Annotated in this window: 17 protein-coding genes; 15 read left to right on the forward strand and 2 right to left on the reverse strand. The window is 58.7% G+C overall.

What is annotated here, in order from left to right; translation table 11 throughout:
- The first annotated feature begins 8 nt into the window (after positions 1 to 8).
- From ROG8370_RS10000 to ROG8370_RS10035, 8 genes are all read left to right on the forward strand, one after another.
- On the forward strand, positions 9 to 1,103 hold the full coding sequence (locus ROG8370_RS10000) for an ABC transporter ATP-binding protein (protein ID WP_085826941.1): 1,095 nt from the start codon (positions 9 to 11) through the stop codon (positions 1,101 to 1,103).
- A complete protein-coding gene (locus ROG8370_RS10005) occupies positions 1,103 to 1,975 on the forward strand; it encodes a carbohydrate ABC transporter permease (RefSeq protein ID WP_085826942.1) in 873 nt (290 codons plus the stop codon). The genes ROG8370_RS10000 and ROG8370_RS10005 overlap by 1 nt, the downstream gene beginning before the upstream one ends.
- Complete coding sequence (locus tag ROG8370_RS10010; protein WP_085826943.1) at positions 1,975 to 2,796, forward strand: carbohydrate ABC transporter permease; 822 nt, start codon at positions 1,975 to 1,977, stop codon at positions 2,794 to 2,796. The genes ROG8370_RS10005 and ROG8370_RS10010 overlap by 1 nt, the downstream gene beginning before the upstream one ends.
- Positions 2,796 to 3,170: a hypothetical protein gene (locus tag ROG8370_RS10015; protein WP_085826944.1), complete on the forward strand. Its 375-nt coding sequence runs from the start codon at positions 2,796 to 2,798 to the stop codon at positions 3,168 to 3,170. Before ROG8370_RS10010 ends, ROG8370_RS10015 begins: the two co-directional genes overlap by 1 nt.
- A gap of 1 nt (position 3,171) precedes the next feature.
- Complete coding sequence (locus tag ROG8370_RS10020) at positions 3,172 to 3,444, forward strand: DUF2160 domain-containing protein (RefSeq protein ID WP_073197175.1); 273 nt, start codon at positions 3,172 to 3,174, stop codon at positions 3,442 to 3,444.
- 77 nt (positions 3,445 to 3,521) lie between these two features.
- The gene (locus ROG8370_RS10025; protein WP_085826945.1) at positions 3,522 to 5,240 is read left to right on the forward strand and encodes an ABC transporter substrate-binding protein; all 1,719 of its coding nucleotides are present in this window, start codon (positions 3,522 to 3,524) and stop codon (positions 5,238 to 5,240) included.
- Positions 5,241 to 5,370: 130 nt separating this feature from the next.
- Positions 5,371 to 6,858, forward strand: a complete 1,488-nt coding sequence (gene glpK / locus ROG8370_RS10030; RefSeq protein WP_085826946.1) for a glycerol kinase GlpK — start codon at positions 5,371 to 5,373, stop codon at positions 6,856 to 6,858.
- Between the two features lie 137 nt (positions 6,859 to 6,995).
- Positions 6,996 to 8,207 carry a glycosyltransferase family 2 protein gene (locus tag ROG8370_RS10035; RefSeq protein ID WP_085826947.1) on the forward strand — a complete coding sequence of 404 codons (1,212 nt, stop codon included), beginning with the start codon at positions 6,996 to 6,998 and terminating at the stop codon, positions 8,205 to 8,207.
- A gap of 102 nt (positions 8,208 to 8,309) precedes the next feature.
- Here the strand turns inward: ROG8370_RS10035 and ROG8370_RS10040 are convergent, their stop codons facing one another.
- Positions 8,310 to 9,350 carry a DMT family transporter gene (locus tag ROG8370_RS10040; RefSeq protein ID WP_085826948.1) on the reverse strand — a complete coding sequence of 347 codons (1,041 nt, stop codon included), beginning with the start codon at positions 9,348 to 9,350 and terminating at the stop codon, positions 8,310 to 8,312.
- Positions 9,351 to 9,620: 270 nt separating this feature from the next.
- Here ROG8370_RS10040 and ROG8370_RS10045 point away from each other — a divergent pair, with 270 nt between their 5' ends.
- From ROG8370_RS10045 to ROG8370_RS10075, 7 genes are all read left to right on the forward strand, one after another.
- Positions 9,621 to 10,505, forward strand: a complete 885-nt coding sequence (locus ROG8370_RS10045; protein ID WP_085826949.1) for a hypothetical protein — start codon at positions 9,621 to 9,623, stop codon at positions 10,503 to 10,505.
- 173 nt (positions 10,506 to 10,678) lie between these two features.
- Positions 10,679 to 11,485, forward strand: coding sequence for a hypothetical protein (locus ROG8370_RS10050; protein ID WP_139838100.1), 807 nt, complete (start codon positions 10,679 to 10,681; stop codon positions 11,483 to 11,485).
- 678 nt (positions 11,486 to 12,163) lie between these two features.
- Positions 12,164 to 14,050: a multicopper oxidase family protein gene (locus tag ROG8370_RS10055; protein WP_245827307.1), complete on the forward strand. Its 1,887-nt coding sequence runs from the start codon at positions 12,164 to 12,166 to the stop codon at positions 14,048 to 14,050.
- A gap of 44 nt (positions 14,051 to 14,094) precedes the next feature.
- Positions 14,095 to 14,832: an SCO family protein gene (locus tag ROG8370_RS10060; RefSeq protein ID WP_085826951.1), complete on the forward strand. Its 738-nt coding sequence runs from the start codon at positions 14,095 to 14,097 to the stop codon at positions 14,830 to 14,832.
- Between the two features lie 57 nt (positions 14,833 to 14,889).
- On the forward strand, positions 14,890 to 16,833 hold the full coding sequence (locus ROG8370_RS10065; RefSeq protein ID WP_139838101.1) for a hypothetical protein: 1,944 nt from the start codon (positions 14,890 to 14,892) through the stop codon (positions 16,831 to 16,833).
- Between the two features lie 82 nt (positions 16,834 to 16,915).
- Positions 16,916 to 17,722 (forward strand): SCO family protein, encoded by an 807-nt coding sequence (locus ROG8370_RS10070; protein ID WP_170925220.1) that lies wholly within the window; start codon positions 16,916 to 16,918, stop codon positions 17,720 to 17,722.
- On the forward strand, positions 17,722 to 19,413 hold the full coding sequence (locus tag ROG8370_RS10075; protein ID WP_085826954.1) for a c-type cytochrome: 1,692 nt from the start codon (positions 17,722 to 17,724) through the stop codon (positions 19,411 to 19,413). Before ROG8370_RS10070 ends, ROG8370_RS10075 begins: the two co-directional genes overlap by 1 nt.
- Before the next feature lie 87 nt (positions 19,414 to 19,500).
- Here the strand turns inward: ROG8370_RS10075 and ROG8370_RS10080 are convergent, their stop codons facing one another.
- The gene (locus ROG8370_RS10080) at positions 19,501 to 20,247 is read right to left on the reverse strand and encodes a prepilin peptidase (protein WP_085826955.1); all 747 of its coding nucleotides are present in this window, start codon (positions 20,245 to 20,247) and stop codon (positions 19,501 to 19,503) included.
- Positions 20,248 to 20,310 lie beyond the last annotated feature (63 nt).

A 20,310-nucleotide genomic window follows, 5' to 3' on the forward strand; every position in this document is an offset into this window, starting at 1 on the left:
GGGGGAACATGGCAAAAATCACGCTTGATAATCTGGCCCATAGCTATCTGCCCAAACCGGCGGGCGAGGGCGATTATGCCCTCAAGGAGCTTAACCACGTCTGGGCCGATGGCGAGGCTTACGCGCTTTTGGGGGCGTCGGGCTGTGGCAAGTCCACGCTTCTGAACATCATCTCGGGGCTGTTGCATCCCTCACAGGGCCGCATCCTGTTCAACGACCACGACGTCACCGCGCAGGCCACCGCCGAGCGCAATATCGCGCAGGTGTTTCAGTTTCCGGTGGTCTACGACACGATGAGCGTCCGCGACAACCTTGCCTTTCCGCTCAAGAACCGGGGTGCATCGCCCGATTATATCCGCGACCGGGTGCAGGCGATTGCCGCCATGATCGGCATGGAGGCCGAGTTGAACCGCAAGGCGCGTGGCCTCACGGCGGATGCCAAGCAGAAGATTTCGCTTGGCCGTGGCATGGTGCGCGAGGACGTGAACGCGCTTTTGTTCGACGAGCCGCTGACGGTGATCGATCCGCATATGAAATGGGAATTGCGCACCCAGCTCAAGGCGCTGCATCACGAGTTTGGTCACACGATGATCTATGTCACCCATGACCAGACCGAGGCGCTGACCTTCGCCGATAAGGTGGTGGTGATGCATGACGGGCGGGTGGTGCAGATGGGCACGCCGCAAGAGTTGTTTGAGCGCCCCGAACATACCTTCGTGGGCTATTTCATCGGCAGCCCCGGCATGAATCTTCTGGACGCCGAGGTCAGCGGCACAACCGCGATTGTGGCGGGCACCGAGGTGGCGCTTGGGGCCGATTATGGCCGCCCCAAGGGTCGGATTCAGATCGGCGTGCGCCCCGAATTCGTGACTTTGGCGGCGGGCGACACCGGCCTTGCCGTCACTGTGCGCCGGGTCGAGGATGTGGGGCGCCACAAGATCCTGCGCTATGATTTTCAGGGCGCCGAGATCAACGTGATCGCCGCCGAGGGTCAGGCCATTTCGCCCGATATGACGCGACTGATCTTTGATCCGCGCGCGATCAATGTCTATGCCGACGACTGGCGCGTCAGCCCCAAATCCCCCGCAGAAGAGGCCGCGTAATGGAAAAGACCGTCAATCAAAAGGCGTGGTTTCTGGTGCTTCCGGTGCTGATCCTGGTGGCGTTTTCCGCCGTGATCCCTCTGATGACCGTGGTCAATTACTCGGTGCAGGACACCTTCGGCAATAATCAGTTCTTCTGGGCCGGGCTTGAATGGTTCGACGATATGCTGAGTTCCGAGAGAATGTGGGACGCGCTTGCGCGACAGGCGGCGTTTTCGGCGATCATTCTGGCGATTGAAATTCCGCTTGGCATTTTCGTGGCGCTGAACATGCCGAAAAAAGGGTTCTGGGCCTCGCTCTGCCTTGTGCTGATGTCTTTGCCGCTTCTGATCCCGTGGAACGTGGTTGGCACCATCTGGCAGATTTTCGGCCGGGTCGATATCGGGCTTCTGGGCTATACGCTTGATAAAATTGGGATTTCCTATAATTACACGCAGGATATCACCGCCGCATGGATCACCGTGATCGTGATGGATGTCTGGCACTGGACCTCGCTTGTCGCGCTTCTGGCCTATGCCGGTCTGCAATCCATTCCCGATGCCTATTATCAGGCGGCCAAGATTGATCAGGCGAGCCGTTGGGCGGTGTTTCGCTATATCGAACTGCCGAAAATGGCGGGGGTTCTGATGATCGCCATTCTGCTGCGCTTCATGGATAGTTTCATGATCTACACAGAGCCCTTTGTTGTCACCGGCGGCGGGCCGGGCAATGCCACGACCTTCCTTTCGATTGACCTTGTGAAAATGGCGCTTGGACAGTTCGACCTTGGCCCGGCGGCGGCGTTTTCGATCATGTATTTTCTGGTTATCCTGTTGATTTCATGGGTGTTTTATACCGTGATGGTCAACCTTGATAAGCGGGAGGGCAACTGATGTCAGGCAGAAACGCGGCGCGTCTCAATGGCAAGGCCATCGTCATGGGGCTTTACCTGTTGTTCCTGATGCTGCCGATCTATTGGCTGATCAACATGAGCCTCAAAACCAATGACGAAATCCTTGGGGTGTTTTCGCTCTGGCCACAGAACCTGACATTCGCCAATTACGCGACCATCCTGACCGATGCCAGTTGGTACATGGGCTATGTGAATTCGCTGATTTACGTGGTGATGAACACGGTGATTTCGATCACCGTGGCCCTGCCGGCGGCCTATGCGTTCAGCCGTTATAGTTTCATGGGCGACAAGCACCTGTTTTTCTGGCTTCTGACCAACCGGATGGCGCCGCCTGCGGTCTTTGCCTTGCCGTTCTTTCAGCTTTATTCGTCGGTGGGGTTGTTTGACACCCATATCGCTGTGGCGCTCGCGCATTGCCTGTTTAACGTGCCTTTGGCGGTCTGGATTTTGGAAGGCTTCATGCGCGGTGTGCCGCGTGAAATCGACGAGACCGCCTATATCGACGGTTATAGCTTCGGGCGGTTTTTCATCAAGATTTTCATGCCGCTGATCGCCAGCGGTGTCGGCGTCGCGGCGTTCTTTTGCTTTATGTTTAGCTGGGTTGAATTGCTGTTGTCGCGCACCCTGACAAGCGTCGATGCCAAGCCGATTGCCGCCACGATGACGCGGACGGTTTCGGCCTCTGGCCTCGACTGGGGCGTGCTCGCCGCTGCCGGGGTTCTCACCATCGTGCCGGGGGCTTTGGTGATCTATTTCGTGCGGAATTATATCGCCAAGGGCTTTGCCCTGGGGAGGGTGTGATGACGAAGAAAACCGAATATCTGATTACCTGCTTCGACCGGAACGGCAATAAGCAGTATGAACTCCGGGCACCTAAGGGCGCAAATCCTAGACTGCTGCTCGAACGGTTGATTTGTCGTGACCTCGATGACGACACTCTTATCGCATCGTGCCTACGCAAGAATGCTAAACGAGCCTACGACCCATTTCAGATTATCGACATGAGAGAGGAGCACCGGCGAGAGCAGGCACAAGGCGCATTGAGATCTGACCCGAACACTAACGATCCAATCGGAGTGTACAACAGGGCGAGAGAGGCTCCGATTCCAAGCGGGAAGACATTGCTAATCGCGGGTTTAAACCATGATTTCTTCATCAAGGAAGTGGAGACCTAAAATGGAATGGATGGCATGGACCCTACCGACGGCGATCTTCTTCGGGGTGATTGCCTGTCTGCTGGTCACTTTCACGGTGCTGGCGATCAAATTCCCCGAGACGCCGCGTGTCGGGGTTCTGAGGATCGAGACCACGCGCGGCGACCGGCTTTTCATCACGCTCTTGGGCTCGGCCTTTATCAACCTAGCTTGGCTCGGGTTCGTGGGCACAAATCAGCCCTATGCGATGATCGTCTGCGCGATCTACGCGGCGGCGGTGTTTCGCTGGGTTTGACCCCGCGAAGAATACCCTTCGGGCGCGCGAGTGACCGGAGACTATAAATAACAAAGTTCGATCTAGGGAGGATGAACATGAACTTTCGACTGAAAACCTCAACCGCGCTGGTGGCGCTGGCCTTGGCGGCCGGTCCGGCACTGGCGGATATGGAGAGCGCGAAGGCGTTTCTCGATAGCGAGATCGGCGATCTCTCGTCCCTCAGCCGCGCCGATCAAGAGGCGGAGATGCAGTGGTTTATTGACGCTGCCGCTCCGCTTGCGGGGATGGAGATCAAGGTGGTGTCGGAGACCATCGACACCCATTCTTATGAATCCAAGGTGCTCGCCCCGGCGTTCACCGCGATTACCGGCATCAAGATCACCCATGACCTGATTGGCGAGGGCGATGTTGTCGAGAAACTTCAGACCCAGATGCAATCGGGCGAGAATATTTATGACGCCTATATCAACGATAGTGATCTGATCGGCACCCACTGGCGCTATCAGCAGGCGCGCAACCTGACCGACTGGATGGCGGGCGAGGGGGCGGATGTGACCAACCCCAATCTCGACCTTCAGGATTTCATCGGGTTGTCATTCACCACCGGCCCCGATGGCAAGGTCTATCAGCTTCCCGATCAGCAATTCGCGAACCTTTACTGGTTCCGCTATGACTGGTTCAACGACGACAAGAACAAGGCGGATTTCAAGGCCAAGTATGGCTATGACCTTGGGGTTCCGGTCAACTGGTCGGCTTATGAGGATATCGCGGAATTCTTCACCGGGCGCGACCTAAGCCATCTGGGTGTCGAGGGCGAAGTCTTTGGCAACATGGATTACGGCAAGAAAGACCCCTCGCTTGGCTGGCGCTATACCGACGCGTGGATGTCGATGGCCGGCATGGGAGACAAGGGTGAACCCAACGGCCTTCCGGTCGACGAATGGGGTATTCGGGTGAATGAGAATTCACAGCCCGTCGGCTCTTGCGTCGCGCGTGGCGGGGCTACAAACGGCCCGGCGGCGGTCTATGCCGTCACCAAGGCGATTGAGTGGCTTGAGAAATATTCACCGCCCGCCGCCGCCGGCATGACCTTCTCCGAGGCGGGGCCCATTCCCGCGCAGGGCAATGTCGCGCAACAGATGTTCTGGTACACCGCGTTTACCGCCGCCACGGTCAAGCCTGACCTGCCGGTGATGAACGAGGACGGCACGCCGAAATGGCGCATGGCCCCAAGCCCGCATGGCGCGTATTGGTCTGAGGGCACCAAGATCGGCTATCAGGATGCCGGCTCGTGGACCCTGATGAAATCGACGCCGGTGGATCGCGCCAAGGCGGCCTGGCTTTATGCACAGTTCATCACCTCGAAAACCGTGGACGTGAAGAAAAGCCATGTCGGCCTGACCTTTATCCGCGAGAGCACGATCCAGCATCAGAGCTTTACCGATCGCGCCGACAAGCTTGGTGGTCTGGTCGAATTCTACCGCTCGCCGGCAAGGGTCCAGTGGTCGCCCACCGGCACCAACGTGCCCGATTATCCCAAGCTGGCACAGCTCTGGTGGCAGAATATCGGCGATGCCATGTCGGGCGCAAAGACCCCGCAAGAGGCGCTTGATAGCCTTTGCGCGGATCAGGAAAAGGTGCTTGCCCGTCTGGAACGTGCCGGCATTCAGGGTGATGTCGGTCCCAAGCTCAACGACGAGCAGGACCCGGAATACTGGCTGAGCCAGCCCGGATCGCCCAAGGCCAAGCTTGCCAACGAGGATGAAGAGCCGGTCACCGTCGCCTATGACGAGCTGATCAAGTCCTGGCAGTAAACCACGCGGGCAGGGGCCGGTGAGCGGCCCTTGCCTGATCCCCATTGCGCGGGGCGGCTGTCGCGCTAGACTGCGGTCGTCGATCCATATCGGCGGCCGCATTTTGCGTAAGACCTGAAGAGGGAAAAGCATGACCCATATCCTCGCCATTGATCAGGGCACCACATCAAGCCGGGCGATCCTGTTTGATGAGAGCATGCGGATCGTGGCCACGGCACAGGAAGAATTCCCCCAGCATTTTCCGCAATCGGGCTGGGTGGCGCATGATGCCAATGATCTTTGGTCAAGCACGGCGGGCACCTGTCGTGCGGTGATTGAAAAGGCCGGGCTGACGGGTGCGGATGTGGCCGCGATCGGCATCACCAATCAGCGCGAAACCACCGTTGTCTGGGACAAGACGACCGGGCAGGCGGTGCATCACGCGATTGTCTGGCAGGACCGGCGCACCGCCGATCATTGCCGCCAGCTTCGCGAGGCGGGCCACGAGCCGATGGTGGCCGAGCGCACCGGTTTGCTGCTTGATCCCTATTTTTCGGGCACCAAGCTTCGCTGGATTTTGGAGAATGTCGAGGGCGCGAGGGCGCGGGCCGAGGCGGGCGAGTTGCTGTTTGGAACGGTCGACAGCTTCCTGATCTGGAAGCTGACTGGCGGCGCGGTGCATGCCACCGACGCCACCAATGCCGCGCGCACCCTGCTTTACGATATCCGCAAGGGCCGGTGGAGCAAGACGATCTGTGAGCTGCTGGATATCCCGATGCAGATGCTGCCAGAAGTGCGCAATAGCGCCGATGATTTCGGCCACACGCGCGCCGATCTTTTCGGGCGTGAGATCCCCATTCGCGGGGTGGCGGGCGATCAACAGGCGGCGACCGTCGGACAGGCCTGTTTCAAGCCGGGCATGCTGAAATCCACATACGGCACAGGATGTTTCGCGCTTTTGAACACTGGCGACACGCCGGTCGTGTCGCAAAACCGGCTGTTGACGACCATCGCCTATCAGCTTGGCGGCAAACCGACCTATGCGCTTGAAGGCTCGATTTTCGTGGCCGGGGCGGTGGTGCAATGGCTGCGCGACGGCCTTGGGATCATCCGCGCGGCCAGCGAGACACAGCCCTTGGCCGAACGCGCCGACCCCGAACAGAACGTGGTGCTGGTGCCGGCCTTTACCGGGCTTGGCGCGCCCTATTGGAATGCCGAATGTCGCGGCGCGATGTTCGGGCTGACGCGCAACACGCGCCCCGAGGAACTGGCGCGTGCGGCGCTTGAAAGCGTCGGCTTTCAGACCCGCGATCTGTTGCAGGCGATGCGCGACGATTGGGCCGGTGACGGCGCCGATGCGATCCTGCGGGTGGATGGCGGCATGAGCGCCTCTGACTGGGCGATGCAGTTTCTGTCGGATATCATCGACGCGCCGGTGGATCGCCCCGAGGTGCTTGAAACCACCGCGCTTGGGGCGGCCTGGCTTGCGGGCATGCAGATCGGGCTTTACCCTGGTCAGGACGAATTCGCCGCCACCTGGGCGCTTGAGCGACAGTTTTTGCCCGAGATGGACGAGACCCTGCGCCAGACCAAGACCGAGGCCTGGAAACGGGCGGTCGATGCAACCTTGGGTTTTTAGGATATTGGCCGGAAAGATGTTATGATGAGGTCACGATAGGTTTCGCCTTTGTGACCGCATCACCTATTGTTAACGGCCCCTGATCCTATTACTTTTTAACGGATTGATGAATGGGCCTTTGGCCTGAAGGAGCACGCATGACCGATCCGGTCTCTGTCATAGTCCCCGCCAGAAACGAGGCCGAAACCATCGGCAAGGTTGTTTCTGTTCTGTTCGAAATGGCAGATGTGGGCGAAGTTGTCGTGATCGACAACGGATCGGACGACGAGACCGCCGCCGAGGCACGCGCGGCGGGCGCGCGGGTGGTGTCCGAGCCACGGGCCGGCATGGGCCACGCGGTGCGCACGGGGATTGCGGCGACAAGATACGACTGGGTGATGAAGGTCGACGCCGACCTCGATAAATTCGACACCGATCTTTTCGCCCGCATGCCCGCCGCGCGCGGCCCCGGCGTCGGGCTGGTCAAGGGGGCCTGGCATGATCCGGGTGACAATATGCCGATGACGCGGCTGTTGGTGATGCCTGCGATCTGTCTGATGTTTCCCGGTCTGGGCCATTTGCGCGCGCCCAATTCGGGCCTTTACCTGTTCAACAAATCGCTGATCGCGCAGGATGCTCTGGTGGGCGATTACGCGGTTGATCTTGATGTCATGCTGCGTGTGCACGCGGCGGGGGCCAAGGTGGCCGAGGTCGATATCGGCCGGATCGAGCATGACGTGCGCGATGTGCCGCATTATAACGCCATGGCTGAAATGCTGTTGAAATTCGTCCTCAGCCGCCAGAACCGCCACCTGACCACCGAGGTGGTCATGATGGCGCAGGACGCGGCAGAGGTGATCCGCCATGCGCTTGGCACGCTGGCCGCCAAGGCGGTCGCGGGCGGGCGTGTCACGATCTATCTTGCACAGGATCAGGGACCCGACGCCGAGGTGTTGCGCGCGGTGATGGCGCCCTATCCCACGGCGCAGGTCTTGCCGCTTGCGGGGGCCACCGGCTTTGCCCCCGGCGCCAACGCAACCGGGATTTGCGTTCTGGCGCCTTTCCCGCAGGCCGGGGAAAGCGAAGTTCTGGACGCGGCAATCGCATTGCATAACGGGGTGGGTGATCTTGCCTCGGAGCTGTTGCTTGTTCCGATCCAAAAGGCCGGACGGGTGATTGCCGGGTTCCGCCCGGATACTGTCACGGAGAACGAAGACGGTTTGGAGATCAAACGCGAGGCCCTTAACCGGCTTGAGGGCATGGCCGTGGAGAGCACGCCGCAGCGCGAGATGTTTCAAAGTTATGCCTCCTTGCCAGAGGCGCTGCGGCCCGGCTTTCAATCAGTGGAGAAACGCCCCTCGGCGGGCTGAACTCCGACAACACCTGCTGCACCGGGCAGGGGGATAAACCGACAAAGCGGCGCGGGTCTGATCTGACCTGCGCCGCTTTTTCATGGTCTCGGAGATGTCTGTTCAGGAGCCTTTGAAGTTCACTTCGCCTTCATGCTCCATTACATTTTCCTGTGCCGTCTTCTGGCGATTATCGCTACGGTTGCGCCGGATGCGGCCATATTGGCCGATGCCGACTGCCAAAAGGATAATTGCGCCACCGGGGATCAGGCCGGGGCCGGGGTCTTCGCCCAGCATGACCATGGCGATCAGGATCGCGGCCAGCGGCGAGAATGACGTCGCCAGTGACACATCGCCGGAGCGGGCGTATTTCAGGCCGAGCGCCCAGGCGAACTGACCGCCGATGACCACGATCAGCGCATAGATCCAGACCCATTGCCAGACGATGGGATGGAACACGTCCTGAAAATGCTTTGGGCCAAACAGGTGGATGGCGAGAAAGAAGTAAAAGGTCGTCCCCACCGCGGTGCGATAGATCGAAAAGATACCGAGAGGAATGCCGCGCAGACCGGTGCGCGCCACCAGTGTCGAGGCGATATAGGAGAGGGTCGCAAGCAGCGCGCCAATCTCGCCCTTGCCCAGGACAAAGCTGTTGTCGCCGCCCTTAAGCGCGATCATGAGCGCCGCGCCGCAGAGGGCCACAAGGCCGGCGGCAAAGGACCACGGCTCGAACTCTTCGCGCAGCAGGAAATAGGTCGCCAGAAGGAACAGCGGCGGCTCGATCCGCCCCATCAGCACCACGTTGGTCACGGTGGTATGTTCCAGCGCATAAAAGAAAAGCCCCGGCGTCAGCGCCGAAGACAGGAACGCCGAGAGCGTCAGGATCGCCCAATGTTTCGCCTTGAGCGCGCGGAGATTCTCAAACGTCCAGTCCCGCCAGAACATGAAGACCATCGGCACCATTGACATCAACGAGCCGACAAACAGCAGGTTGCAATAGGTGATGACATTGCGCCCCATGACCCGGTTATTCAACCCGATATCGGCGAGCAGCGACACAAGCGAGTTCGACGAGGCATAGATGATCACCGCAACCCATGCCAATGCGGCGCCCAGCAGAATCCTGGATTGATCGGGCAGGGTCTGGGTGGTGGCGTTGCTCATAATTAGGGTCCTGATCCAAAAGGCTTTTGTACATCTAAAGTGCGCCTTGCGCAGGGTTTGTTCAATGCACGGTTGCACACCTCTGCGTCACGTTGCCGACAGTGGCACGTAATATTGTTTCAAATCCGGTCCGCCGATAACGCTTGTGTGGTCAGGCGTGAAAATCTGCGTGATTTCGGTTGTAAAACCGCCGCTCTGCGGCAAGGTTGAGCCCTAAGGCGGGCCGAGGTGGCCCAAGGCAAACTGAAACGACGAAGCGGAGCGCAGGACATGACAGAGCTATCGGATGGCGCAAAGGGTGGCTTCGTCACGATTTTTGACGACACTTACAATCAGCCCGATTGCCGGGCCTATTTCCGGATGATGGACGCGCTTGGCTATCGCAATCAGCATCACGCGGTGGCGGCCTTTCGGGCCGGGCTTGCCGAATTGATGCGCCTGCGCGGGCTCACCTCGGCGCGGATCGTGGATTTTGCCAGCAGCTATGGCATTGTCAGCGCGTTGATGGGGCATGACCTGACGCTGGCCGAGGTGTTTTACCGCTATCGCACGCCGGGTTTCGACGGTTTGGACGCGCCCGAGGTGATCCGCCGTGATCGGGATTGGCTTGCCGGCATCCGCCGCGCGGCGCCGCCGATGCGCTTTGTCGGGATTGATGTGGCCCCCAATGCCGTGGCCTATGGCACGGCGGCGGGGCTTTTCGATGCGGGGTTTGTCGAGGATCTTGAGGCAAATCCGGCCTCGCCCGCCCTAGCGGCCGAACTGGCCGAGTGTGACATGATCGTTGAATGCGGCAGTGTGGCACAGCTTATGCCGGATGCGCTTGACCGGCTTTTGGCGGCGGCGGGGCCGCGCAAGCCCTGGGTGATGACCTCGCCCATTCGCGGCAACGAGCGGCCCGAGGCCACCGAGGTGTTGCGCGACCACGGGCTGGTGGTCGAACGCTTGCCGATCCCGCCCTTCGTGCATCGCCGCTTCGAGAGCGCCGACGAGCAGGCCCGCGCCATCGTCAATGCGCGCGCGCAGGGCCATGACACCGAGGGCGTGGAAAGCACCGGGCTTTTTCATGCGCAGGTTCTCTTGGCGCGCCCGGCTGGCGAGCTGAGCAATCCTGCGGATTGGCCGCTGCCTGTGCGCGTGGCGCCGATGGGCTAGGGTGGTCATAGCCTGTTGTCGCGCGGCGCGCGCCGGGCTATTATCGCCGACGTTATTGAAAGCGATTTTACAAGACACTCGACCCATTTGCCAAAAGGGACCGCCAATTTTGCCAGTCACGCCCCAATATCCTGACCGCGCCATTCGCGGTGCTGCCGACCGGATCTGATCCGATGCGCGGGCTTGGATTTCTGACCTTTGCCGCGGCTGTCGCCTTTGGCTATGGCGGTGGGCAGCTTGCGCTTGTGATGGCGTCCAAGGGCACGCAGGGGGCGGCGCCGGTTCAGATCGGGGCGGCGCTTGCCGCAGTCGAGGCCGCCATCCCCGAGGCTCTGCCGACCGATTGGCCGCCGGTGTTTGACGCCTATGTGCCCGATCCACCCCGCGCGCAGGCCCCGCCCAAGAAGAAAGAGAAGTACCGCCTTGTCGGACTTGTGGCCGGGGGCAAGGATGCCTGGGCGATCATGAGCGCCTCGGGTGGGGATGTGCTTGTGCGTGCGGGTGACCGGCTTGTCGGTGGCGAACAGGTGATCGAGATCGAGGCCAACGGCGTTTGGATCGAGCGCGAGGAAAAGCGGGTTCTCATCCGCTTTGAGGAAACCGCGAACGAAATGATGGCGCGGGTGATGTCGAACGGCTCGGTTGAGAGCGATAATGTCGATGTGCCCATAGATGCGTTTTCAGGGCGTGACATGCGCCGGGTGCTTGGCCGGGCAGGAAGCGTGCGCATGGTGGCCGCCAATGGCGGGCAGGGCGAGAAGTTTCCCGAAATCCTCTGGGTACGCGAAGGCCAGATCTATGACCTTATCGGGCTAGAGCGCGGCGATATGGTGCTTCGGGTGAATGGCTATTCGGTTTCGGACCCTGAAACCCTTGCCAATGCCGCGCAGATCTTGCGCAGTTCTGATGAATTCGCGGTTGATATTCTGCGCAAGGGGCAGCGCCGCACAATTACCGTCAAGATCACTGGCCGCGGCTAACGCCGGAGAGTGCGCCACAGATAGATTCGCGTTCTGCGCGAGCGATAATCCTTTGGTTGCTTGCGGATTTGAAATTGCAATCTTAACGTGTACGCATTCAAGGGTGGTTTTGGTTCTTTTGATCTGAACCTCTGGAAAATTAATTTTCAGCACCTACTTAACCCATGGTTAAGACTTTTTCTGATTGTTGACGATCTGGATATAGTCTCAAATTTTTACTTTGAAACAATAACTTGTGCTTGCCGCGGGGTCTGAAAAACGCGCCGCAAGCATTTACACGCCCCGGTAACGAAAATGTTACCGTTGTCGGGGGTGTTTTTTTGTGTTGTCATAACCCGTGACAAGAGTGTCAATTTGACGCGTCTTGTCGTTTCAACTGACGGCAACGCCGTGCTGCCTTTGTGCACGGAACCAAGGAGCATTTGCTCTTACAACTATTAAAACAAAATTCGCAGGTCACGGATCTGCGCGGGCCACACATTACTCACCTCTACCGGCCTGTAATCCCACCTAACGAGCCTCGGCTCGAACCTTAAGATAAGGCGGCATTGGGCTGTTCTAAAGACGGGGTCCTTTGGCCCTTCTTACTCGCGGCACATTTGGCGCGAGGGCGATCGCGTCATGTCTGACGCGTGACAAAAGTAATATTCGCGAGCTTTTTCTGCTGGAGGACTAAGCATGAAACGAAGAGAAGCATTGAAGCTTGGCTTGGGTGTTGCGGGCGCTACCGCTGTAGCATCGCAGGCCGGGGCCGAGATCAAACAATGGCCGGACAGCGCTGCTGACGGTTTGACGCAGGATGGTCTGGTATTCCCGGACAATTTTGTACCGAGCATCGTCTCGTCACCGAGCCCTGATGTCGAGCCGTTTACCGCGCCGCTCAACATTATGCCAACGGCGCAGCCGATCGACCCCTCGACATACGATCCGCCGATCGAGCCTGATCGCCATCAGCGGTTCCACGATTTCCCGCCGGTAAATCATTACGAAGAAGTGATGAGCGAATTCCGCTGGAAGTATCACTGGCAGCCCCCGTATGGCGATGGCAACGAAGGTGTTGTTGGCCGTGACGGTGATCCGGATGTTGGCTCCTGGCACTGGGGTTTCAACGGCATTACGCCGGGTGAGACGTATAAATCCAACTATGGCGAAGCGCTTTTCCTGCGTCGCAACAACCTGCTGCCGCCCGTTGGCACAGGCAATGTGACCTTCGCGCTTCCGTCGCCGACGATCCACATGCACAACGGCCATACCGCGTCCGAATCTGACGGTATTCCGCAGGATTTCTTCAATCCTGGTGAATTCTGGGATCACCACTATGGCAACTTCCCGGCGGGTTCGCCCGATGGGTGGGACTATGACAACACCGAGATCATGAACACGCTGTGGTATCACGACCACCGTCTGGATTTCACCGCGACCAACGTTTACGCGGGCTTCTCGGGGTTCTACCTGCTGTTTGATGAGCGTGATTCAAACAACGAAAACGATCCGAACCCGCGGGCGTTCAACATGCCGTCGGGCGATTACGACATTCCGCTGATCCTGCATGACGTGCAGTTCCAGCCGAACGGTCAGGTGATCTGGGACTTCTTCATGCCCGATAGCCCGATTCAACCGGAACCCAAGGACGTGCCCGAAGATGTGGGCAACTCTCAGGGGGCGCTGGATACGTTCGGTCCCAACCGTCTTGAGTACACCACACAGGGTATGACAGGCGACAAGATCACCGTGAACCGCATCATCCAGCCCTATCTGGATGTGGATCGCCGCAAGTACCGCTTCCGTTTCCTGAACGGCGGTCCGTCGCGTCTTTACACGCTGGTGCTCAAGATTACCCCTGCCGGTGGTGGTGAGCCCTATTTCGACGATTGGGTCATCCTGTCGAACGACGGTAACCTGCTTGAGGCTCCGCTGATCGAACCTTCGTTCGAGCTGTGGGTTGCAAACCGCTTTGACGTGATTGTCGACTTCTCGAAGTACGGCGATGGCGATCTTGTCGAGGTTTACAACACCAAGGAAATTCGTTCCGATGGCGCTGGTCCGACCGGCTATAGCCTCAAGGGCGAAGACATGATGCCCGTCATTCAGTTCCGCTGCAAAGCGGGTGACGTTGCTGATCCGTCGAAAATTCCTGCCAAGATGCGCAAGCTTCCCAAGATCCGTATGTCGGAAGTCCGCCGTAAGCGTCTGTTTGTCTTCGATTATGACAACGGTCTGTGGACGGTGAACGGTCGCCTGATGGATCCCAACCGCGTGGATGCCAAGATCGAGCAGGGGTCTGCCGAAATCTGGACCTTCCGCAACGAAGGCAATGCTTGGGCACACCCAGTCCATACCCACTTCGAAGAGTTCCAAATTCTTGAGGTCAACGGTCGTCCGCCAAGTGCGGTTGAGCGTGCCCGCAAGGACGTGGTTTCGCTTGGACCTGGAGACGAAGTTACGTTCTTCAGCCGCTGGCGCGACTTCTTCGGTAAGCACGTGATGCACTGTCACAACGTTGTGCACGAAGACCATGCCATGATGATCCGTTGGGACATCGTTGAGCCGGGTCAAGGCGACTAAGCTTCACCGAATACGGAAATCTCTGAGAAAGAGAGGAGACTATCATGACGAATAGACGTCAATTTTTGACCGGACTCCCGGTTGCCGCAGCGGTGGGCTTTACTACCACGGCGGGTTCGTCCTCGGAACGGGCGGCGCATGAGGCCAAAGCGGCCATGAAGCGCATGGATCACGGTCGTGTCGTTCAGACCGGCAACGTGATCGATTCCACGAAACGGGACTCGTTCCCGCATCTGGAATTGACCAACCAGCACGGGGAAACCAAAGCGTTCTACGAGAACTATATCGAGAACCGCATTGTGGTTATGAACTTCTTCAGCATTCGCGACGAAGCATCATTTCCGATTACCGAAAAGCTGAGCAAGGTTGTGGCCGAGCTGGGTGACAAAGTGGGGAGCGAAATCCAAGTCGTCTCCATCACGCGTGACCCGGAATACGACACACCCGATCGCCTTAAGGCTTTCGCGGCCGAGTTCAACACACCCGAAGCCTGGACATTCCTGACAGGCTCGCGTGAGAACAGCTCGGATCTGGCCTTCCGGATGTACCGGATGGGTCATAGCGCAAAACCCAGCAACAGCCGCAAGGTCGATGTCATCTTCTATGGCAACGGCAGTGCCGGTCTTTGGGGCGCATTCCCGGTTGATATTCAAGCCGATGATGCCGCCAGCCGGGTTTCGTGGGTTATGCCGCATGCCATCCCAGCGGATGGAAAAATGCGTCGTGCCGGTCCGCGTGTGTTCGATCTCAAGGATACGCGCAACCACAACCGCGAAGTCTAAGTCACTGGCCCCGGGCAACCGGGATCCCAGCACAGCATTCAAACGGAGACTATGAAAATGTTTCTCAAATCTATTAGATGGGCGGCGGTGGTGGCTTTGCCAGTCGCAGCCACTCTCGGAGGGACCACTGCTTCGGCGCAGGGTCTTGCCGGCATCAACCAGTTCTGTATCGATAAATTCGGTTCAGGACAGCAACCGCGCGTGCCTTTCGAGACACGGGTCATTAGTCCAGATGGAACTGCTACCCATCTGACGACTGCCGGTGGCGAGTCGGTTTTTCCGGCAAACCCGGATTATCCGAACGGGGACAGCTTTACGCCGCACCCGTCCAACATGATCCCGACGGTGTACGAAAACCTCAAGAGCTGTCGCGGCAACTATATTCCCAACACGTTGCCGTCCACGCCGGAAAACCCCTACAATCTTCATGACGATCCTGTCGTCACGGAGATCGACAAAACCTCGCCGACCGATGATCTCGACTGGATCATGGATCAGATCGAGGCAATGTCGGAACCCCACCGTGTCTGCCGTAGCTTCGGTGGCAACCGCCACTGCTATGAGTATCCGCGCCGGGTTCCGCAGGATCGGCTTAGCAAGCTGGCACGTGATGCCGTTGATATCATTGAAGGAAATGATCTTACGGGCCGTCTTAGCAACCGCGAATACGAAGGTTTCCCGCTGCTGCACTATCTCGGTGGTCTGAAGGAAAAAGCGGTTGATCCGGTGACCAAGTCGGTGACCGTCAACCAGATCTGGTACGATACCCACATCGAATCCGACACCGCCTACATTGATCCGGAAGTGGTGAACGACGAAGAGTGGACCATCAAGTACAACGTCAAGATCCTGAACCGTGGGCACGAAGACTTCGCACCCTACGCGATGGTTTTTGATGATCCGAACGAACTTAACCTGACGGATGTTGGTGGGCCTGACCTGACCGCAGGGGGCACGCGTGTTGCGCGTATTCCGAACGTCGGGTTTGATCAGACCTTCTTTCCGATGCAAGAAGGCCTGATGTACACCCTCAACATGAAGATGCCCCCGGCACGCTTCTGGAATCTCAGCTATCACTGGGGCTGGCGCAACCACCCACCACGGGTTCAGGTCGTTGAAAACGTTCTGGTCCCGATTGCCGGCAACCGCCGCAACTTTGCCGAGATCGGTGTTTTTGGCGCAAACCCACGTGAAAGCGAAGCCACCAAGCTTGCGGCGATCGAACAGATCGGCGACACGGCACCGGCCAAGCGGATGTGGGCCATGTTCCGCGAACTTGCGAACATGAACACCAACCGCGCTCACGGTAGCGACTTCAGTGGTCTCAACGGCTCGGTTATTCAGGCGCAGATGGCTCAGATTCGCGAAGCCTTCTACGACTGGGGCAATCGTAACCAACTTCCCACTGGCTATGAGATGGGTGAAGGTTATGACATGACGGTCCTGTTCCTGAACAACACCATTTATGGTCAGCTCAAAGGCCATGACAGTACTGCAGAAGTTCGCATGACTGACGGTGTCTGGGATAAACGTGGTGATGAAGTCAAAATTGAGCTTCTGAATGGCGACTACTATCGTCATGCCTATGTTCTGGTTGACTTTGGCGGTCTGCGTGGCTGGGAAAATACCTTCCACAATACCCTGCCTGTCGGTGGTGCCGGTCCGCTCTTTACCTTCGGCCGGAACGCCTTCTGGATCCATGTTGCGGGTCAAGGGGCTATCCCGATCCCGAATGCGGTACGCCCGGAACAGCTTTCGCCGACACCCGTGGCGAACGCGTTGGCTGGTGTGATCGGCTCGAAGAAGGGCAACCATCACTGGACAGATTCGCTCTATTCAGCGATGGGCGGTACGCCGGATGCGATGTCAGACTATGTTAACACCGACGGTGTTGGTAAACATTCTCTGACCGTTCAGTTCAGCTACGAGCCGTCGCGTCGTCTGCGGATGTATCAGTTCGATGCTCTGCACCACGACACGGCCGTGTGGTCGGTTCACTAAGCGATTATAAGAAATGGGCATCGGCGGTTTTGCCGCCGGTGCCCGTCATTTTGAGACATTACTTTCTCGACGGAGACTTAAAATGAACCATATCAGAGCTGCTCTGAGTGCTCTTCCGGCCTGCGCCCTTGCCACAGTGGTCGGTTTTTCCACGCCTGCGCTTGCCGGGAGCGATACATCGTCTCACACGATGGATCACAGTCAGGGAAATATGCAGACCCACGACAACACCCAAAAATCCAACACCGCAATGACGGGCCACGGGGCCGATCACGAGGCCGATCACGGCGACGATGGTTTCACCGCAGGTCACCGTATGCCACGCCATCTTGCGATGGACAGCGGGAATGGTAGCGACATCGCGATGCGTACTGACGGGTTTCAGTACCAACGCACCCTGAATGATTACAAAATGCCCGACGTCACCCTGCGCGACTCTCATGCTCGCAAAGTCAACTTTGCTGAGCTGATGACGTATGACGGGCCGGTGCTGCTTAATTTCGTGTTCACCAGCTGTGCCACGATCTGCCCGGTGATGAGCGCGACCTTTGGCCAGACCCAGGATGATCTGGTGGCGATTGACCCCAATTACCTGATGGTCTCGATCTCGATTGATCCGGAATATGACACCCCCCGCCGCTTGCGTGAGTATGCCAAGCTGCATGATGCGCGTGACAACTGGGTGCTTTTGACCGGCCAGTTTGACGATATCTTTACCGTCGTGCGCGATTTTGATGCCGTGTATAAAGGCGAGAACAAGATGTACCACCGCCCGCTGACCTTCCTGCGCAAGGCCAAAGATGCGCCCTGGCTCCGGCTTGAAGGGTTGCTGTCGTCCGAGGAACTGGCGGATGAATATGCCAACCTGCTGCGCCCCGAGGTGAACTGATGCTGGGACAAACTTCGATTCGCAAAATCCTGCGCCGCGTCGGTCTGGCGCTTGTGCTGGCCGTGACACCGGTTTTGGCCGGGGCCGGGCAGGCGGGCGATGCCGAACTTGGCCGTCGCCTGTACTGGGAGGGGATCGGCGCCGATGGCAAGCCGGTCACTGGCGTGACCCAGGGCGACGTGCAAATTTCCGGGGCACAGTTTTCCTGTGTGAACTGTCACCGCCCTAGCGGTTTTGGCACCTCTGAGGGGGGCAACTATGTGCCGCCGATCATGGGGAATATCCTGTTTGACAAGAAGCATATGGATCGCAACCGTATCTTCAAGGATCTCTATCAAGAGGTGCAGCCGCCGAATTTCTGGGCCCGCGTGCGCCAGCCGCGCATGCGCCCGGCCTATGACGAGGTGCTTTTGGCGCGGGCGTTGCGCGACGGTGTGGATGCTGGCGGTCACGAGTTCGACCCGATCATGCCCCGCTACGAGCTGTCTTCGGCCGATGTTGCCAATCTCGCCGCTTTCCTTCGGAATCTCTCGGGCGAGCTTGACCCCGGCGTCGACGACAAGAACATTCACTTTGCCACGATCATCGGCCCGGATGCCGACCCTGCCGAGGCAAAGGCGATGCTTGATACCATGCAGGCGTTCTTTACCTACATGAACATCGACACCGAGGGCGACACCACGAAACCGACGTTTTCGCCGAACTATCGCTCGAACTTCGTAGACGCCTATCGCATCTGGAACCTGCACGTCTGGCAGCTTGAGGGTGCCCCCGAAACATGGCGCGCCCAGCTTGAGGCAAAATATGCCGAACAGCCGGTCTTTGCGTCTTTGAGCGGTCTGGTCAAAGGCCCGTGGGACGAGATTGGCAAGTTCTGCGACGACAAGCGTTTGCCCTGCGTCCTGCCGAATGCCGAATTGCCCACACCGGGCGAGGGGCGCTATGGCTATTCGGTGTTTTTCAATCGCGGTATCGCGCTTGAGGCCGAGGCTCTGGCGATCCATTTCGGCGATGAGGAGGTTCCGCTTGGCCGCGTCGTGCAGATCCACGGCGCAGGTCCGCAAGGCACACGTCCCGCGGCGGCCTTTCAAGAGACCATGACCATGGTGCTTGAAGGAACCGAAGTTGAAACTGTCGAATATGCTGGCGCTGCGGGGCTCAGGGCCGCTCTGAAACGTCACGCCGATGCCGACACCCTTGTGATCTGGCCCGAGGATGCCGCCGAAGCGGTTAAGGTTCTGGTCGATGTCGACCCGAAAGCGGCGCTGATCACCTTGCCGTCGGTCAGCAAGGATTTCGCCAACGCGGCTTTCCCAAGTGACATGATCGCGCGCACCAAATTGATTTGGCCGTATGACAAACCGGGCTCGTATCATCCGCGAAAATATCGTATAAGAGGGTGGATGCACACGCGCAGGCTGGATGTCACCCATCCGCGCATACAGCTGCAGACTTACTATGCATTGACGCTGATGGAGTTCGGCCTCATGCATGCAATTAGTGATTTTTATCGCGATTATGTGCTTGAAATCATTGAACATGAGGCGGAAAATGAGCTAAATCCCGGCACCCATCCCGAACTGGGTCTTGGGCCGGGGCAGAGGTTCGCCTCTAAAGGCGCGTTTATAGCAGAACTGGCGCCGGAAGAGCGGGTTGGCTACCGCGTCGTCAGTGATTGGATCGTACCCTAGGGTTTTGAGTAATGGGCTCTTACGGTACGTAGTGGGCGGTGGGGAAACCCGCCGCCCATGTTTTTTTACCCCGATGATTTCGGTGGTTTAGCCGATTAGAAACCAAAGGCCCGCGGCCCCGGCAAGATAGGCCCCAAAGGGAATTTCTTCGTTCGATCCGGGGCGTTCGCCTTTGCGCCAGCCGACACAGATCGCGACAAGCATCGCGGTTATCGCGGCGATCAGCGCCACCACGGGAAGGGCGGTTGCGCCCAGGCCGACACCTATTCCACCCATCAGTTTGACATCGCCCAACCCCAACCCTTCGCGCCCGCGAAGTTGTTGATAAAAAACGCGAATCACCCAGAACACACCCGCGCCGACGAGGCCCCCGATCACTGCGTCAAGCGGTCCGCGAAACGGGTCCTCCAAGGCGAGGCCAAACCCCGTAACCGCCAAAAGCCCGGTCAGCACATTGGGCAAGCGAAAGGCGGCCAGATCACACATGACCAGGCCCAGCAGGATCCAGAGAAAAAGCGCACCAAGCACCATATGCAGGGGCGATTGTGCCCCCCATACCGCCGCAATCGCCAGAGCCGCCCCCGCAATTTCGGCGTAGAACAGGCGCTTTGGGATTGCCGTTTCGCAGGTCCGGCATTTGCCGCCCAACATGAGCCAGGACAGGATCGGCATCTTGTCGCGCCAGGAAATCCTTGTCCCGCATCTGCGGCACCGCGACGGCTCTCGGACCACGCTTTCCCCCCGTGGAAGACGGTCCGCCCAGGCGGCCATGAATGATCCGACCGCCGCGCCGCTCAGGATCAGGAAAAAGGCAAGGGGGGCTGTGGCTGGCATGGGCAATCCGATGCTTGAAAATGGTCGGCGGATGCAAGGCTATGATTGTGCATGGCGCGCTGT

This window comes from Roseovarius gaetbuli (assembly GCF_900172365.1).
GTDB classification, from domain to species: domain Bacteria; phylum Pseudomonadota; class Alphaproteobacteria; order Rhodobacterales; family Rhodobacteraceae; genus Roseovarius; species Roseovarius gaetbuli.

Coding starts and splice junctions, on each gene's coding strand:
- ROG8370_RS10070 (WP_170925220.1), top strand. CDS start 16,916: ATGAACCATATCAGAGCTGCTCTGAGTGCTCTTCCGGCCTGCGCCCTT.
- ROG8370_RS10075 (WP_085826954.1), top strand. CDS start 17,722: ATGCTGGGACAAACTTCGATTCGCAAAATCCTGCGCCGCGTCGGTCTG.
- glpK (WP_085826946.1), top strand. CDS start 5,371: ATGACCCATATCCTCGCCATTGATCAGGGCACCACATCAAGCCGGGCG.
- ROG8370_RS10035 (WP_085826947.1), top strand. CDS start 6,996: ATGACCGATCCGGTCTCTGTCATAGTCCCCGCCAGAAACGAGGCCGAA.
- ROG8370_RS10000 (WP_085826941.1), top strand. CDS start 9: ATGGCAAAAATCACGCTTGATAATCTGGCCCATAGCTATCTGCCCAAA.
- ROG8370_RS10045 (WP_085826949.1), top strand. CDS start 9,621: ATGACAGAGCTATCGGATGGCGCAAAGGGTGGCTTCGTCACGATTTTT.
- ROG8370_RS10025 (WP_085826945.1), top strand. CDS start 3,522: ATGAACTTTCGACTGAAAACCTCAACCGCGCTGGTGGCGCTGGCCTTG.
- ROG8370_RS10005 (WP_085826942.1), top strand. CDS start 1,103: ATGGAAAAGACCGTCAATCAAAAGGCGTGGTTTCTGGTGCTTCCGGTG.
- ROG8370_RS10020 (WP_073197175.1), top strand. CDS start 3,172: ATGGAATGGATGGCATGGACCCTACCGACGGCGATCTTCTTCGGGGTG.
- ROG8370_RS10010 (WP_085826943.1), top strand. CDS start 1,975: ATGTCAGGCAGAAACGCGGCGCGTCTCAATGGCAAGGCCATCGTCATG.
- ROG8370_RS10040 (WP_085826948.1), bottom strand. CDS start 9,350: ATGAGCAACGCCACCACCCAGACCCTGCCCGATCAATCCAGGATTCTG.
- ROG8370_RS10080 (WP_085826955.1), bottom strand. CDS start 20,247: ATGCCAGCCACAGCCCCCCTTGCCTTTTTCCTGATCCTGAGCGGCGCG.
- ROG8370_RS10015 (WP_085826944.1), top strand. CDS start 2,796: ATGACGAAGAAAACCGAATATCTGATTACCTGCTTCGACCGGAACGGC.
- ROG8370_RS10050 (WP_139838100.1), top strand. CDS start 10,679: ATGCGCGGGCTTGGATTTCTGACCTTTGCCGCGGCTGTCGCCTTTGGC.
- ROG8370_RS10055 (WP_245827307.1), top strand. CDS start 12,164: ATGAAACGAAGAGAAGCATTGAAGCTTGGCTTGGGTGTTGCGGGCGCT.
- ROG8370_RS10060 (WP_085826951.1), top strand. CDS start 14,095: ATGACGAATAGACGTCAATTTTTGACCGGACTCCCGGTTGCCGCAGCG.
- ROG8370_RS10065 (WP_139838101.1), top strand. CDS start 14,890: ATGTTTCTCAAATCTATTAGATGGGCGGCGGTGGTGGCTTTGCCAGTC.